12 protein-coding genes and 3 tRNA genes are annotated in these 15313 nt (G+C 70.4%); 6 read left to right on the top strand and 9 right to left on the bottom strand.

The features are described 5' to 3' along the window. Positions 1–60 precede the first annotated feature (60 nt). Genes ACFYVL_RS19050 through ACFYVL_RS19040 form a run of 3 tightly spaced genes read right to left on the bottom strand, consistent with a single transcriptional unit; the run spans position 61 to position 3684 of the window. Positions 61–1107 (bottom strand): ABC transporter permease, encoded by a 1047-nt coding sequence (locus tag ACFYVL_RS19050; RefSeq protein WP_389246140.1) that lies wholly within the window; start codon positions 1105–1107, stop codon positions 61–63. Then, entirely contained in the window at positions 1100–2614 is a 1515-nt protein-coding gene (locus ACFYVL_RS19045) for a sugar ABC transporter ATP-binding protein (protein WP_389246139.1), read from the bottom strand. Before ACFYVL_RS19045 ends, ACFYVL_RS19050 begins: the two co-directional genes overlap by 8 nt. 5 nt (positions 2615–2619) lie before the next feature. After that, positions 2620–3684 carry a sugar ABC transporter substrate-binding protein gene (locus tag ACFYVL_RS19040; protein WP_389246137.1) on the bottom strand — a complete coding sequence of 355 codons (1065 nt, stop codon included), beginning with the start codon at positions 3682–3684 and terminating at the stop codon, positions 2620–2622. 330 nt (positions 3685–4014) lie between these two features. Between ACFYVL_RS19040 and ACFYVL_RS19035 the strand changes: the two genes are divergently transcribed. Beyond that, complete coding sequence (locus ACFYVL_RS19035; protein WP_389246135.1) at positions 4015–4743, top strand: FadR/GntR family transcriptional regulator; 729 nt, start codon at positions 4015–4017, stop codon at positions 4741–4743. Positions 4744–4824: 81 nt separating this feature from the next. Here ACFYVL_RS19035 and ACFYVL_RS19030 read toward each other — a convergent pair whose 3' ends face one another. Further along, entirely contained in the window at positions 4825–5742 is a 918-nt protein-coding gene (locus tag ACFYVL_RS19030; protein ID WP_389246133.1) for a YceI family protein, read from the bottom strand. Between the two features lie 189 nt (positions 5743–5931). Further along, entirely contained in the window at positions 5932–6183 is a 252-nt protein-coding gene (locus ACFYVL_RS19025) for a hypothetical protein (protein WP_389246132.1), read from the bottom strand. A gap of 226 nt (positions 6184–6409) precedes the next feature. On the opposite strand from ACFYVL_RS19025, the gene ACFYVL_RS19020 reads away from it, so the two are divergent. After that, positions 6410–7522 (top strand): haloacid dehalogenase-like hydrolase, encoded by a 1113-nt coding sequence (locus ACFYVL_RS19020; RefSeq protein WP_389246130.1) that lies wholly within the window; start codon positions 6410–6412, stop codon positions 7520–7522. Between the two features lie 123 nt (positions 7523–7645). On the opposite strand, the gene ACFYVL_RS19015 is transcribed toward ACFYVL_RS19020, so the two are convergent. The 3 genes from ACFYVL_RS19015 to ACFYVL_RS19005 all read right to left on the bottom strand — a co-directional run bounded on the left by ACFYVL_RS19015 (position 7646) and on the right by ACFYVL_RS19005 (position 8084). Further along, a tRNA-Ile gene (locus ACFYVL_RS19015) sits at positions 7646–7719 on the bottom strand. Between the two features lie 214 nt (positions 7720–7933). Further along, positions 7934–8006: transfer RNA gene (locus tag ACFYVL_RS19010), tRNA-Asn, on the bottom strand. A gap of 5 nt (positions 8007–8011) precedes the next feature. Next, positions 8012–8084 (bottom strand) — tRNA-Asn (locus tag ACFYVL_RS19005). A 180-nt stretch (positions 8085–8264) separates the two neighbouring features. Between ACFYVL_RS19005 and ACFYVL_RS19000 the strand changes: the two genes are divergently transcribed. The 4 genes from ACFYVL_RS19000 to ACFYVL_RS18985 all read left to right on the top strand — a co-directional run bounded on the left by ACFYVL_RS19000 (position 8265) and on the right by ACFYVL_RS18985 (position 13920). Continuing rightward, positions 8265–8576 (top strand): YtxH domain-containing protein, encoded by a 312-nt coding sequence (locus ACFYVL_RS19000; protein WP_389246128.1) that lies wholly within the window; start codon positions 8265–8267, stop codon positions 8574–8576. A gap of 86 nt (positions 8577–8662) precedes the next feature. After that, positions 8663–10108 carry an FGGY family carbohydrate kinase gene (locus tag ACFYVL_RS18995; protein WP_389246126.1) on the top strand — a complete coding sequence of 482 codons (1446 nt, stop codon included), beginning with the start codon at positions 8663–8665 and terminating at the stop codon, positions 10106–10108. Positions 10109–10255: 147 nt separating this feature from the next. Next, positions 10256–11989 carry an ABC transporter ATP-binding protein gene (locus ACFYVL_RS18990; protein ID WP_389246124.1) on the top strand — a complete coding sequence of 578 codons (1734 nt, stop codon included), beginning with the start codon at positions 10256–10258 and terminating at the stop codon, positions 11987–11989. Next, entirely contained in the window at positions 11986–13920 is a 1935-nt protein-coding gene (locus ACFYVL_RS18985) for an ABC transporter ATP-binding protein (RefSeq protein WP_389246123.1), read from the top strand. The genes ACFYVL_RS18990 and ACFYVL_RS18985 overlap by 4 nt, the downstream gene beginning before the upstream one ends. Positions 13921–14110: 190 nt before the next feature. Here the strand turns inward: ACFYVL_RS18985 and ACFYVL_RS18980 are convergent, their stop codons facing one another. Continuing rightward, complete coding sequence (locus ACFYVL_RS18980; protein ID WP_389246564.1) at positions 14111–15304, bottom strand: RNA polymerase sigma factor; 1194 nt, start codon at positions 15302–15304, stop codon at positions 14111–14113. Positions 15305–15313 lie beyond the last annotated feature (9 nt).

The following is a 15313-nucleotide window of genomic DNA, read 5'->3' as shown; positions in this document are numbered from 1 at the left end:
ACTCCCGCGGGAAGCGGACCCGGCCGGAAGGCGGGACCCGGTCGGCAGCCGGAGCGGACCTCAGTCCTGCGCCCGGCCGGTGGTCACACGGGCGATCATGAGCGCGATCAGGATGATCGCCCCGTAGATCGCGTCGATCCAGAACGAGGGCACCTGCGCCAGCGTCAGCAGGTTCTTCACCACGCCCAGCAGCAGCACACCGGTCAGTGCCCCGAACATGCTGCCCTTGCCGCCGTCCAGGCTGATGCCGCCGATGACGGCCGCCGCGAACACGGTGAAGATCATGTTCTGGCCCTGGTTGGCGTTGATCGCCCCGACGTAGCCGGTCTGCATGAGACCGCCGAGCGCCGCGAGCACACCCGCGGTGACGAACACCCCGAGCATCACCCGGTCGACCCGGATGCCGGCCGCGCGGGCCGCCGCCGGGTTGCCGCCGATCGCGTACAGCGCCCGGCCCACCCGGTGGTACTTCAGTACCAGCCCGGCGATGCCGAAGGAGACGGCCGCGACCCACACGGACAGGGGTATCCCGAGGAACGTGGAGGTGGCCAGGGCGAAGAAGGCGTCCGGCATGCCGAACAGCGTCTTGCCCTCGGTCGCGCCGACCAGCAGGCCGCGCAGCACGATCAGCATCGCCAGCGTCACGATGAACGCGTTCAGCTTGAGCTTGACGACGAGCAGCCCGTTGCAGGCGCCGATCAGCGCGCCCACCAGCAGCATCGCCAGCAGGCCGACCCCGATGGGCAGTTCGGTGCCGAACCCGGCCTGGAGCGCGGGCAGCACCAGCAGTGCGCCCACCGCGGGCGCGATGCCGACCACGGACTCCAGCGACAGGTCGAACTTGCCGGTGATCAGCACCAGCGCCTCGGCCAGCACCACCATGGCGAGTGCCGCGGAGGCTCCCAGGATGGAGATGATGTTGCCCTGGGTGAAGAAGGTGTCGTTGGTGATCGCTCCGACCACCACGAGCACCACCAGCGCGGGCACGAGGGCGAGTTCGCGGGCTCTGCTGAGCAGCAGGGACTTCTTGCGGTGCGAAGCAGCGGCGCCGGGGCTCTGCTTGTCGAGCCGGGGGCCCGCGGCCTGCGGGGCTGTCGTCTCAGCCACGGTCTACTCCTTCAATGGATGCGATCAGCTCGTGGTCGTTCCAGCCGGCCGCATGATCGGCGACGACGCGCCCGTGGAAGAGCACCAGGACCCGGTCGCAGCGCCGCAGATCGTCGATCTCGTCGGACACGACGAGTACCGCCGTGCCGTCCTCGCGCGCGTTGTCCATGCGCGCGAGCAGTGATTCCTTGGACTTCACGTCCACGCCCGCGGTCGGGTTGATGAGGACGAGGAGCCGTGGGTCGGAGGCCAGCGCCCGCGCCATCACGACCTTCTGGGCGTTGCCGCCGGACAGGTCGGAGACGGGCTGGTGCGGGCCCTCGGCGTGGATGTCGAGGCGCCGGATCAGCTCCTCGCCGACCGTGCGCTTCTTCTCCGTACCGACGAAGCCGTACGAGCCGAGGCTGCCGAGCACGCTCATCGTGGCGTTGTCGCCGATGCTCATGCCGGAGACCAGGCCCTGGTCGTGCCGGTCGCGCGGAACGCAGCCGACGCCCGCCTTGAGGGCCGCGGGCACGTCGCCGAAGGGCAGCCTGCGGCCGTCGAGCCAGGCGGTGCCCTGCTCGGGTTCGTACAGTCCGGCCAGCGTCTCGGCCAGTTCGATCTTGCCGCTGCCGCTGGTGCCGGCGAGGCCGACGACCTCGCCCTCGCGCACCGTGAGACCGATGTCGTGGTACGTGGCCGAGGACAGCCCCGTCACTTCCAGCCGGATCGGCGCGTCGGTGGGCACCTGGGCCCTGGCGGCGCTCTCGCCAGCGGTGACCGCCTCGCCCGCCATGGCCTCGACCAGGGCGGCGCGCGGCAGTTCGGAGACCGGTGCGGTGGTGATCCAGCGGGCGTCGCGCAGCACGGTGACCGCCTGGCAGACCTCGTACACCTCCTGGAGGTGGTGCGAGATGAACAGGAAGGTCACCCCGGACTCCTGCAACGCCCGCATGCGGGCGAAGAGGCGCTCGATCTCCTTGTTGTCGAGCTGGGCGGTCGGCTCGTCGAGGACGATGAACCGTGCCCCGAAGGACAGTGCCCGCGCGATCTCCACCATCTGCCGGTCCTCGACCTTGAGGTCGGCGGTGCGCGCGTCGGGGTCGACGCGCACGTCCCAGGTGTCGAGCAGTTCCGCGGCGTCGGACCGCAGCTTCTTCCAGTTGATCATTCCGCCGAAGCCGGTGGGCTGCCGGTGGATGAACAGGTTCTCGGCGACCGACAGTTCGGGCACGACGGTCGGCTTCTGGTACACGCAGGCGACCTTGCGCCGCCAGGCGTCCCGGTCCGCCAGCGCGGGGGCCGGCTCGCCGTCGAAGCGGACCGTCCCCGAGTCGGGGGCCTGGAGCCCGGTGAGCACGGTGACCAGGGTCGACTTGCCCGCCCCGTTGCGTCCCACCAGGGCGTGCGATTCTCCCGGCAGCACGGTCAGCCGGCCGTCCTGGAGCGCGGTCGTGGGACCGTACCGCTTGGTGATCCCGGACGCCTCGACCAGCGGTCGCGCCGAGGCGTCGGTTCGGGTCACGGCGTTCACTTGGAGGAGTTGCCCCAGAGCTTGGGGTCGTCCACGTTCTCCTTGGTGACCAGCGGCGCGGGCAGCTGGTCCTCCAGCAGACCGTTGGGGTGCTTGATGATGTTGGAGCCGTGGTCGGTGGGGCCGACCTTGAAGGTCTCGCCGGCCATCGCCTTCTTCACGTAGTACATGCCGTACTTGGCGTAGGTGTCGGCGGGCTGGGAGACCGTCGCGTCGATGTCGCCCTTGCGGATGGCGTCCAGCTCCAGCTTGATGCCGTCGTTGGAGACGATCGCGATGTGCTTGGGGTCACCGGCCGGCTTGAGCAGGTTCTTGCTCTTCAGGGTCTGCAGGGTGGGGGCGAGGTAGACGCCGCCGGCCTGCATGTAGATGCCCTTGATGTCGGGGTTGGAGTTGAGCAGCGTGTCCAGCTTGGAGGCCGCCGTGTCCGACTCCCACTTCGCGGGGATCTCCAGGACCTTCAGGTCCGGGTACTTCTTCTTGGCGCACTCGCGGAACGCCTGGGAGCGCTCGCGGCCGTTCACCGAGGCGAGGTCGCCCATGATCTGGACGACCTTGCCGGACTTGACCTTCGAGCCCAGGAAGTCGCAGGCCTTCTGGCCGTACGCGATGTTGTTCGCGCGCACGATCATGGCGACCTTGCCCTTTTCGGGGGCCACGTCGACGGCGACGACCGGCACGCCCTTGCGCTCGGCCTGGTCGAGGCCGGCGGCTATCGCGGCGCTGTCGAGAGGGGCGACCACGAGGCCCTTCACGCCCTGGTTGAGCTGGTTGTTGATGTCGGTGATCTGCTGCGCCGGGTCGCTGTTGGAGTTGACCGTCTTCAGTGCCTCGACGCCCTCCTCCTTGGCCTTCTTCGGCACGTAGTCGTTGTACGACTGCCAGAACGGCGAGGTCAGCAGGGGCAGGATCACCCCGACCTTGCCCTCCCCGCCGGCCGCACCCGAGGCCCCGTCCTTGGTGCTGCCGCACGCGGTGAGTGCCAGGGAGGCGCCCGCCGCGAGGGCCACCAAGCCCATCGCACGTACCTTCGCCCTGCTACCCGCTGTCCTGCCGGTCATCTGACGGCTCCTCGTCGAAACGGAATGCTTGGGGGATGCCGGACGGGGTCCCCCGCGAGGCCACCCGGAGAGCTCCGCCGGGAGGTGTCGCGCGAGGTGCCCAGACGGAGCTCCACAGCCAAAGGTCCGTGAACGCAGGCCTGTTGGTGAGAAGTCGTCCGTCCGGTGATCCCCATCAGGCCGCGCAGAATATTTATCAGACCTCTCGGGGCCTTCAACACCCCTCAGGGCCGTTTTTCCCAAGAAAGTGACCAGATTGGTCCGATGACTCGCCCTTGACGCCCGGCTAGACTCGGCTCAATCGACCACGCCCGGAGGGACCCCATGGCGATGAGCAGCCCCGAGAGCAACTCCGCGCGCGAAGCCGAACTCGCCCCCGCCAAGGGGACGGTGACCCACCGCGCGATCGAGGCGATCAAGTCAATGATCACAGGTGGCCAGCTCACCTCTGGCCAACGCCTCCCCACAGAGCGGGATTTGGCCGTCCGGCTGGGCATATCGCGCAGCTCGATGCGGGAGGCGATCCGGGCCCTCACGGTGCTCGGAATCCTGGAATCCCGGCACGGATCGGGCGTCTACGTCACCAATTTGGAGGCGGTGGACCTCCTCGACACCTTCGGCGTAGTGGCTGAAATTTCACCTACGTCGCGGCTGCTGGAGTTCCTCGAAGTACGGCGCATCCTGGAGTCCTCCGCGGCGGCGCTGGCGGCGGCCCGCATCGACGAGGACCAACTGGCGGACCTGCGGACGCGGTTGGAGGCCATGAACGGCACCGACGACCCGGAGGAGTTCCTCGCGGCGGACATGGCCTTCCACCGCACCGTCACCCAGGCCGCCGGGAACGAGGCGCTCGCCGCGATCGTGGAGGGCCTGTCGTCCCGCACCTTCCGCGCCAGGGTCCGCCGGGGCCACCAGGAGGTGGGCGCCTTCGTCCAGTCCCGCGAGGAGCACCGGCGCATCTACGACGCCCTGGCCGCCCGCGACCCGGAGGCGGCCCGCAGTGCGGCGGCGGCGCATGTGGGAGCGGTGGTGGAATGGCTCCGCGGCCAACTGGACTGACCCCGGCCGGCCCGGGTCTCTCGGGGTGACGGGGCTCCGGGGGGGATTCCCGGCGCCCCCGTCCCCCGCCCTCCCCCGCGCCTACTCCGGCGGCGTCGGGGTGTCCGGGCCCTGGAACATCGTCTGCACGTCCATCTCCAGGCGGACCGTGGGCCCCACGATGGCGATGCCCCGGGCCAGCATGTTCCGCCAGTTCAACGTGTAGTCCTCGCGGTGCAGTTCGGCCCTCGCGCGGGCCGCGCACCGCAGTTCCTCCCCGTACCCGCCGTTGACCGCGCCGAGGTACGACGTCTCCAGCGCCACCGAGCGGCTCACCCCGTGCAGGGTCAGCGCACCCTGGACGGACCAGGCGTTGCCGCCCCGGTAGACGAACCGCTCGCTCACGAAGTCGATGTACGGGTAGTTCTCCACGTCCAGGAAGTCCGCCGAGCACAGGTGCGCGTCGCGCGTCTTGTTGCCGGTGGTGAGGCTGGCCGCCTCGATCCGTACCCGTACCTCCGAGTCCTCCGGGTTCTCCGCGACGCGGACGCCGCCCTCGAACTTCTGGAACCGGCCGTGCACATTGGCCATGCCGACGTGCTTGGCGATGAAGCGGATCGCGGTGTGCGGCGGGTCGATCGTCCACATGCCGGGGGACGGCGGCTCCAGCTGCTGCGCCACCTCCATCTCGACGCGGCCCATGGACAGCGCCTCGCCCGCCTCGATGTAGAAGGTCCAGCTGGCGGGGCTCATCCCCTCGGCGGTCATCAGCAGCCCGTACTCACCGGCCGGCAGCGCCGCGGTGAACAGGCCGAAGAGGTCCGTGGTGCCCTTGGCGACGACGCGACCGTCGGCCTTCGCGGTGACCGTGATCTCCGCGCCGCCGAGCTTCTGCCCGACGGGGTCCACCACCTCGCAGCCGACCGTGCCCGCGCCCCGGGGCACCGGCAGCACCAGCCCGCCGCCCCCGCCTGCCGAACCGGCCTTCGCCCGCGCACGCCGGAGGAGGGAGAGGACCATGGAGTTCACCTTTCAACGCAGACAGCCGGACCGACCACCGGGCCCCGAGCCGCGCAGAACCGGAATAGTCAGTTCAGTTGTCTCATAAACCAAACGAAGATCCGAAACCGCCCCGGTGCCCCGCGCGGGCCCGGACGCCGGCCACGGCTCCGTCCAGCGGCCGGCCGGTGTCCGGCACCGCGCCGGTGCTCAGCGGTCGACCGGCCGGTCCGGTGTGATCCGCTGTCCCCGGTGCTGCCGCCGGTAGCGCCGGTCCCACTTGTCCCGCTGCTCGCGCCGCATGCGGTACTCCTCGTAGCCCCCGGGACCGGAGACGTGGCGGATTCCGTTCCCGTAGCGGAGGAAGGCGTAGAGCACGACGCCCCCGATCAGCCACCACACGGGCTGCGAGAACCCCATCGCGAAAAGGACGACCAGCACCACACCCATCAGAACGACCATGACAAGGCCCCCATGTCGTCGCACGCTCCCTCGGCAGACGTCACATGCCGGGTACCGCGTGGCGCGACCAGCCTAGACCCGGCGGGAACCCGCCGAAAAGAGTCGTGCGGACGCCGAACGGGCCGGTACCGCCACGCCGGGCCCTCAGGGCTACCCCGGCTCCGCAGCCCCACTCCATGAGTTCGCTCATGGGCAATTCCCGCAGGTCGTCCTACGCTTGCGCGCCGTGAACAGTCACCCGGTACGCCCGATGCGCACGAAGTCCGTCCTGCTCGGCACGGTGGGAGCGCTCACCTGCGCCGTCGTCGCCGCCACCGCCCTGTGGCCGGACACCGCGGCGACGGCCGCGGACAGCACACCGCGCGAACAGCGCGCGGTCGCGGCCGAACTGGGCCACTGGCCCGCGCCCGTGGCCGAGCAGCTCGCCCGGACCATCACCGCCCACCAGCACAAGGGCGCGTACGCGGTCTTCGACGCGGACAACACCACGTACCGCAACGACCTGGAGGAGTCCCTGCTGCCCTTCCTGGAGCAGAAGGGCGTCCTGACCCGCGACACCATGGACCCGTCGCTGAAGGTCGTCCCCTTCAAGGACACCGCGGACCACCGGGAGACCCTCACCGAGTACTACGCCAGGCTCTGCGAGATCGACGACCAGGTCTCCTACCCGTGGGCCGCGCAGATCTTCTCCGGCTTCACCCTCAAACAGCTCAAGGGGTACGTCGACGAACTCCTCGCGCACCGGGGCCCGCTGCCCGGCGGCGCGAAGCCGCCGCAGCTCTCCACCGGCATGCAGGAGCTCTACCGCACCCTCACCGCGCACGGCATCGAGGTGTACGTGGTGAGCGCGGCGAGCGAGGACCTGGTCCGGATGGTGGTGGCCGACCCCCGTTACGGCTACGGGGTGAAGCCGGAGAACGTGCTGGGCGTCTCCGCCCTCCTGAAGGACCGCCGCACGGGCGACGTCACCAGCGCCCGCAAGGAGATCGCGGCGGGCCGCTACGACCCGCGCGGGCTCGCGGAGCGCGAACTGACCCCGACCCTGTGGGCCCCGGCCACCTGGTACGAGGGCAAGCCCGCCGCGATCAGCACCTACATCGACCCGTGGCAGAAGCCCGTGCTGGCGGCCGGTGACACCCCGAAGAGCGACGGCCCGATGCTGTTCCGCTCGACCGATGTGGAGCACGGCGGGGTGCGCGTGTGGGTCAACCGCAAGGACAGCTACCTCAAGGAGCTGGAGGCGATGAAGACGGCGGGCGCCGAGCGCCAGAAGGAACTGGGCCAGAAGGTCACGGCCGACCGGAACTGGCTGACGGTCACCCCGGACCAGATCCGCTGAGTCCGGCCCGTACGGCGCCCGGTCCTCGATGAGGGCCGCGTACCGCTGCGCGGAGGGGCCTGCCACGAGCGTCTCGTTCTGGCCTGCACCCAGGTCAGAACGTTTCTGCGTAGCTTGCCGAAGTGGGGCGGGTGGGACTCGAACCCACGGCCGACGGATTATGAGTCCGCTGCTCTAACCGGCTGAGCTACCGCCCCCACTCGGCGTGGCGCGTACAAATGTGCGCGCCGTCTGCCGCAGCATAGCCGGTCATACGATCTCCTGCCTCGGATGGTCGGCAACGCATGACCATGAGGACCGCAGTGCTGCCCGGACGGTTCCCGAACGTGCCGCACACCACACCAAAGTGGCGAAGCGGAACGCCCCGCGGAGCAAAAAGGAGGGCCCCCGAAGAGGCCCTCCTTTTTTCTGCTCCCCCGACTGGACTCGAACCAGTAACCCTCCGGTTAACAGCCGAATGCTCTGCCAATTGAGCTACAGGGGACCGCGCTCCCCCGACTGGACTCGAACCAGTAACCTGCCGGTTAACAGCCGGCTGCTCTGCCAATTGAGCTACAGGGGATTGCTGCGTTGCATCGAATGCACCCCCACCCGGTCTCCCCGGGGGCGTGCGGTCGCTGCGAGACATACATTAGCGCAAGCAGGGGGGTGCTCCGCCAATCGGTATGCCCCGGGATGATCTGCGGGCAGGACGGGTAGGCGGATCGCACACCGACACCGTTGCAGGAGAAGGGTGGCAGCCATGCGCTACCGGCTCACGTTCGTCGCCGGACTGGCCCTCGGATACGTGCTCGGCACCCGGGCCGGGCGCGAGCGGTACGAGCAGATCAGGAAGTCCGCCCGGCGGATCTCGCAGAACCCGGCCGTGCGGAACACCGCGGAGTCGGCGGCGCAGAGCGGTCGCGAGTTCGCCGGCAAGGCGATGCACGCGGTCACCGACAAGGTGGGCGACAAGGTCGGCGGCCGGGTGCCCGACTCGGTGGCCCAGCGGGTGCGGTCGCTCAGGGAGCGCGGGCAGAGCGGCGAGGACGACTGGGGAACCAGCAACACCTGACGCCCCCCGACGGGCCCTCGCCGGCCCGGCCCCCACAGTCACGGCTGCCGCGTTCCGCCCCGGCGGAGTGCGGCAGAATCGTGTCCATGGGCATAGTCGCGGGGTTGGACAGTTCCTCCGGTTTCACACACGTCGTCGTCTGCGATACCGACACGGGCGCGGTACTGCGCGAGGGGTACGCCCCTCATCCGATCGAGGAGAAGGCCACCGAGGCCGATCCGCAGGCCTGGCTGCTCTCGCTCGGCGAGGCCGCGGCGGACGGGGTGCTGGACGACGTCCAGGCGATCGGGGTGGCCGCCCAGCAGCACTGTCTGGTCCCCCTGGACCCGGCGGGCAACCCGGTGCGGGCGGCCATGCTCGGCAACGACAAGCGGGCCCAGGTCGCCGCCGCCGACCTGGTGGAGGCGTTCGGCGGCAAGCAGGCGTGGGCCGAGGCCGTCGGGACGGTGCCCACGGCGCCGCTGCCGCTGGCGAAGCTGGCCTGGCTCAGGCGCCACGAGCCGCAGAACGCGCAGCAGATCGCCATGGTGATGCAGCCGCACGACTGGCTGGTGTGGCAGTTGCTGGGCCGCCCCGCGCACCGCACCACCGACCGGGGAGCCGCCTCGGCCACCGGGTACTGGTCGGCGGCCACCGGCACCTACCGGCCCGACCTGGTGGAGCTGGCGCTGGGCCACCGGGCCGCGCTGCCGGAGGTGCTCGGCCCGTCGGACACCGCGGGGACCACCCCGGAGGGGCTGCTGATCTCGGCCGGGACCGGCGAGACCATGGCCGCCGCCTTCGGGCTCGGCGTCGGGGTCGGTGACGCGGTGGTCTCGCTGGGCGCCTCGGGCTCGGTGATGGCGGTGCACCACGAGGCGCTTGCCGACTCCAGCGGGATGATCACCTCGTTCGCCGACGCGACCGGTATGCACCTGCCCGTCGTGCACACGTCCAACGCCGTACGGGCGCTGCGGGGCACCGCCGAGATGCTCGGCGTGGAGAGCCTGGAGGAACTGTCCGCGCTGGCGCTCAAGTCCACCCCGGGCGCCTCCGGTCTCGTCCTGCTGCCGTACCTGGAGGGCGAGCGCACCCCGTGGCTGCCGCACACCGCGGGCACGCTGTGCGGGCTGCGCCGGGAGTCGATGAAGCCGGAGCACCTGGCGAGGGCGGCCTTCGAGGGGATGCTCTGCTCGCTGGCAGACGCCCTGGACGTGCTGCGGGGCCGCGGTGTGCAGGTGCGGCGGGTGTTCCTGCTGGGGGCGGCGGCCGAACTCGCGGCCGTGCAGGCGATGGCGCCGATGCTGCTCGGCACCCAGGTGGTCGTGCCCCAGCCCGCGCAGTACGCGGCACTGGGCGCGGCCCGGCAGGCGGCGTGGGCGCTCGGGGTCGCGCAGGGCACCCTCGCCCCGCACACCCCGCCGGCCTGGCAGGGAGCGGTGGCACAGGTGCTGGAGCCGGGCGAGGAACTGCCCGTCGGCAAGGCGCTGCGGCAGCAGTACACGGCGGCCCGCGACCAGATCCACCCGGAGGCTTTCGGTCCGGTCCACTAGGGCCGCAGCTGGGCCGGTCTTGACCTGGGTTTGGGTTAATCCCTTGGGCGCGGGAGCGGTGGTTGGCGGAGGATGGGGGCCGATCCCTGTCCTTGGGGACATCCGCGTCCCCGGGGGCTTCCGCCGCCGCCCGACGAAAGACAGCGCGTGCTTCTCAAGCTTCTGCGGGCCCACCTCGGCCCGTACAAGAAACCCATGGTGCTGCTGGTGCTGCTGCAACTGCTGCAGACCAGCGCCTCCCTCTATCTGCCCACCCTCAACGCCGACATCATCGACAACGGTGTCGTCAAGGGGGACACCGGATACATCCTGACGTTCGGCGCGCTCATGATCGGTGTGAGCCTCGTCCAGGTGGTCTGCAACATAGGCGCCGTCTTCTACGGGGCCAGGACCGCCGCCGCCCTCGGGCGGGACATCCGGGCCGCGGTCTTCGAGCGGGTGCAGAGCTTCTCCGCGCGCGAGGTCGGGCAGTTCGGGGCCCCGTCGCTGATCACCCGGACGACCAACGACGTCCAGCAGGTGCAGATGCTGGTCCTGATGAGCTTCACGCTGGTGGTCGCCGCGCCCATCATGTGCGTCGGCGGCATCGTGATGGCGCTCGGGCAGGACGTTCCGCTGTCGGCGGTGCTGCTCGCGGTGGTGCCGGTGCTCGGCATCGCCGTCTCGCTGATCGTGCGGAAGATGCGTCCGCTGTTCCGGTCGATGCAGGAGCGGCTGGACAACGTGAACCGGGTGCTGCGCGAGCAGATCACCGGCAACCGGGTCATCCGGGCGTTCGTCAAGGACGACTACGAGAAGTCCCGCTTCAGGAAGTCCAACGAGGACCTCACCGAGGTGTCGCTGGCCACCGGCCGGCTGATGGCGCTGATGTTCCCCATCGTGATGACGGTGGTGAACGTCTCCAGCGTCGCGGTGGTCTGGTTCGGTGCCCACCGGATCGACAGCGGCGGCATGGAGATCGGTGCGCTGACCGCGTTCCTCGCGTACCTGATGCAGATCGTGATGTCCGTGATGATGGCCACCTTCATGTTCATGATGGTGCCGCGCGCCGAGGTGTGTGCGGAGCGCATCGAGGAGGTCCTCGGTACGCGCTCCAGCGTGGTGCCGCCGCTCGCCCCGGTCACCGAGCTGCGCAGGCACGGCCAGCTGGAGCTGCGGGACGTCGAGTTCAGCTACCCGGGCGCCGAGGAGTCGGTGCTCAGGAACATCCGGATCGAGGCCAGGCCGGGCGAGACCACCGCGATCATCGGCTCGACCGGCAGCGGCAAGTCGACGCTGCTGGGGCTGGTGCCCCGGCTGTTCGACGCGACCGGCGGCGAGGTGCTGGTCGACGGGGTGGACGTACGGACCCTGGATCCGGCGCTGCTCGCCAGGACCGTGTCGCTCGTCCCGCAGAAGCCGTACCTCTTCTCCGGAACGGTCGCCACCAATCTGCGCTACGGCAATCCGGACGCCACCGACGAGGAGCTGTGGCACGCCCTGGAGACCGCGCAGGCCAAGGACTTCGTGGAGCGTCTGGAGGGCGGGCTCGACGCCCCGATCTCGCAGGGCGGCACGAACGTGTCCGGCGGTCAGCGGCAGCGTCTGTCGATCGCGCGGACGCTGGTGCAGCGCCCGGAGATCTACCTCTTCGACGACTCGTTCTCCGCGCTGGACTACGCCACCGACGCGGCCCTGCGCGCCGCGCTGGGCCGGGAGACGGCCGAGGCGACGGTGCTGATCGTCGCCCAGCGGGTGTCGACCATCCGGGACGCCGACCGGATCGTCGTGCTCGACGAGGGCCGGGTCGTGGGCACCGGACGGCACCACGAGCTGATGGACACCAATGAGACCTACCGGGAGATCGTGCTCTCCCAGCTGACGGAGGCTGAGGCCGCATGAGCGGGCCCGCTGGACGCATGATGGGACCGCCGACCGAGAAGTCCGCGCACTTCAAGGAGTCGGCGAAGCGGCTGGTGCGGCAACTCGCACCGGAGAAGGCGGCGCTGTGGGTTCTGTTCGTGGCACTCGTCTTCAGCGTCGGGCTGTCGGTGATCGGCCCGAAGATCCTCGGCTCGGCGACGGACCTGCTGTTCGGCGGGATAGTCGGCCGCCAGATGCCCGCGGGAGCCACCAAGGAGCAGGTCATCGAGGGCCTGCGGAACAAGGGCGACAACGGTTTCGCGGACATGCTCACCGGGGTCGACTTCACCCCCGGTCAGGGCATCGACTTCGGGGCGGTCGGCCGCGTCCTGCTGATCGTGCTCGCGGTGTACGTCGGCGCCGGGCTGCTGATGCTCGTCTCGACGCGGATGGTGAACCTGGCGGTCAACCGGACGGTGTACCGGATGCGCCAGGACGTGCAGGCGAAGCTCTCCCGCCTCCCGCTGTCGTACTTCGACCGGGCCAAGCGCGGTGAGGTGCTCTCGCGCACCACCAACGACATCGACAACATCGGCCAGACGATGCAGCAGACGATGGGCCAGCTCATCAACTCGGTGCTCACCGTGGTGGGCGTGCTGGTCATCATGTTCTGGATCTCGCCGCTGCTCGCGGTGGTCGCGCTGGTCACGGTGCCGCTGGCGGCGGTGGTGGCGGCGAAGGTCGGCAAGCGCTCGCAGCCGCAGTTCGTGCAGCAGTGGAAAACCACGGGCACGCTCAACGCGCACATCGAGGAGATGTACACCGGCCACTCGCTGGTGAAGGTCTTCGGCCGGCAGGACGAGTCGGCGGCGGCCTTCAAGGAGCAGAACGACAAGCTCTACGAGGCCGGCTTCCGGGCGCAGTTCAACAGCGGGATCATGCAGCCGCTGATGATGTGCGTCTCCAACCTCAACTACGTGCTGGTGGCGGTCGTCGGCGGGCTGCGGGTGGCCTCCGGCAGCCTGTCCATCGGTGACGTGCAGGCCTTCATCCAGTACTCGCGGCAGTTCTCGATGCCGCTCACGCAGATCGCGTCGATGGCCAACCTGGTCCAGTCGGCGGTCGCCTCCGCGGAGCGGGTCTTCGAGCTGCTGGACGCCGACGAGCAGGAGCCCGACGCGGCGACGGCGGAGCTGCCGGTGACGGACCCCGACGTGCCGCGCGGCGCGGTGGAGTTCGAAAGCGTCTCCTTCCGCTACGAGGAGGACAAGCCCCTCATCGAGGACCTGTCGCTGCGGGTCTCCCCCGCCCAGACGGTCGCCATCGTCGGCCCGACCGGCGCCGGCAAGACCACGCTGGTCAACCTGCTGATGCGGTTCTACGAGGTGACCGGTGGCCGCATCACCGTGGACGGGGCGGACATCGCGAAGATGTCGCGCGAGGAGCTGCGGGCCGGGGTGGGGATGGTGCTCCAGGACACCTGGCTGTTCGGGGGCACGATCGCCGACAACATCGCGTACGGGGCGAGCGGGGAGGTGACGCGGGAGCAGGTCGAGGCCGCGGCCCGCGCCGCGCACGCCGACCGCTTCGTGCGGACGCTGCCCGAGGGGTACGACACGGTCATCGACGACGACGGGACGGGGGTCAGCGCGGGCGAGAAGCAGCTGATCACGATCGCCCGCGCGTTCCTGTCGGACCCGGTGATCCTGATCCTCGACGAGGCGACGAGCTCGGTGGACACGCGGACCGAGGTGCTGATCCAGAAGGCGATGGCGCGGCTCGCGCACGGGCGGACGTCGTTCGTGATCGCCCACCGGCTGTCGACGATCCGCGACGCGGACGTGATTCTGGTGATGGAGAGCGGGTCGATCGTGGAGCAGGGGACGCACGAGGAGTTGCTGGCGGCGGGTGGGGCGTATGCGCGGCTGTATGCGGCGCAGTTCGCTCAGGCGGTGGTGGAGGTGGAGTAGGCGGAGGGGGTGGAGTGGGTGGAGTGGGGGGTACGGGGCGGGGGCCGGGCGGGGCTGGAGGGTTCGGCTCCGCCGGGGGCCGCCCCCTTGCCCGCCCGTTCCGCCCCCGGGGGGCGGCCCCGCCGCCCAAGGGGGCTCGGCGGGCGGCCCCGCCGACCGAGGGGACGGGGGTGGACAGGGGCGGACGGGGTTAGTCGAGGTAGCCGCGGAGTTGGTCGGCGAAGGCGTGGTCGCGGAGTTTGTTGAGGGTCTTGGACTCGATCTGGCGGATGCGTTCGCGGGTGACGCCGAAGATGCGGCCGATCTCCTCCAGGGTGCGCGGCCGGCCGTCGACCAGGCCGTAGCGGAGCTGGACCACCTTGCGTTCGCGTTCGCCGAGGGTGGAGAGGACCACTTCGAGGTGTTCGCGCAGCAGCAGGAAGGCGGCGGACTCCACGGGTGACGCGGCGTCGCCGTCCTCGATGAGGTCGCCGAGGGCCACGTCGTCCTCCTCGCCCACGGGTGCGTGCAGCGAGACGGGCTCCTGGGCCAGGCGCAGGACCTCCCCGACCCGTTCCGGGGTGAGGTCGAGCTGGGCGGCCACCTCGTCCGCGGTCGGCTCGCTGCCGCGCTCCTGGAGCATCCGGCGCTGCACGCGCACGACCCGGTTGATGAGCTCGACGACGTGCACCGGGACGCGGATGGTGCGGGCCTGGTCGGCCAGGGCCCGGGACATGGCCTGGCGTATCCACCAGGTCGCGTACGTCGAGAACTTGTAGCCGCGGGCGTAGTCGAACTTCTCGACGGCCCGGATCAGGCCGAGGTTTCCCTCCTGGACCAGGTCGAGCATGGTCAGCCCGCGTCCCACGTACCGCTTCGCCACCGAGACGACGAGGCGCAGGTTCGCCTCGATGAGGCGCCGCTTGGCCATCCGGCCCCGTACGACCAGCCTGTCGAGGTCCAGGGCGAGCTGGGAGTCGAGGTCGGTGGAGCGGGCGAGCTTCTCCTCGGCGAAGAGCCCGGCCTCGACGCTGCGTGCGAGTTCGACCTCCTCGGCGGCGGTGAGGAGCGGGATGCGGCCGATCTCCCGCAGGTACTGGCGGAAGAGGTCGGAGGAGGGGCCGGCGGACTCGGCGGCGCGCTGCGGGCGTTCGGGCGGGTCGGGGGGATCGGGCGGGACGGGCAGGTCCTGGTGTTCGCCCCCGGGCCGCTCGGGGTCCGCCTCCCGGCCCGGCCGGGCCTGGCCCGGTTCCTCCGCCATGTCCTCGGTGGACCCGGTGGACTCCGTGGACTCCGCGGTCCCCGCGGGGGCGGCGGTTTCCGGATGGCGCTCGGCGCGGCTCTGTGCGGGAACGGCCGCGACCGGATCGGTCAGGGTCTGGGTCTGCACGGGGGCGACCTCCAGGGTGAACGC

Source organism: Streptomyces sp. NPDC004111, from assembly GCF_042874215.1.
Classification (GTDB): domain Bacteria; phylum Actinomycetota; class Actinomycetes; order Streptomycetales; family Streptomycetaceae; genus Streptomyces.
This window is presented reverse-complemented; position numbering and strand designations above follow the sequence as displayed.

Bases quoted from the DNA above. Each gene is read 5' to 3' on its own strand.
- ACFYVL_RS18995 (WP_389246126.1), top strand. From the start codon at position 8,663: ATGGGCATAGTCGCGGGGTTGGACAGTTCCTCCGGTTTCACACACGTC.
- ACFYVL_RS19035 (WP_389246135.1), top strand. From the start codon at position 4,015: ATGAGCAGCCCCGAGAGCAACTCCGCGCGCGAAGCCGAACTCGCCCCC.
- ACFYVL_RS19025 (WP_389246132.1), bottom strand. From the start codon at position 6,183: ATGGTCGTTCTGATGGGTGTGGTGCTGGTCGTCCTTTTCGCGATGGGG.
- ACFYVL_RS19030 (WP_389246133.1), bottom strand. From the start codon at position 5,742: ATGGTCCTCTCCCTCCTCCGGCGTGCGCGGGCGAAGGCCGGTTCGGCA.
- ACFYVL_RS19040 (WP_389246137.1), bottom strand. From the start codon at position 3,684: ATGACCGGCAGGACAGCGGGTAGCAGGGCGAAGGTACGTGCGATGGGC.
- ACFYVL_RS19000 (WP_389246128.1), top strand. From the start codon at position 8,265: ATGCGCTACCGGCTCACGTTCGTCGCCGGACTGGCCCTCGGATACGTG.
- ACFYVL_RS18985 (WP_389246123.1), top strand. From the start codon at position 11,986: ATGAGCGGGCCCGCTGGACGCATGATGGGACCGCCGACCGAGAAGTCC.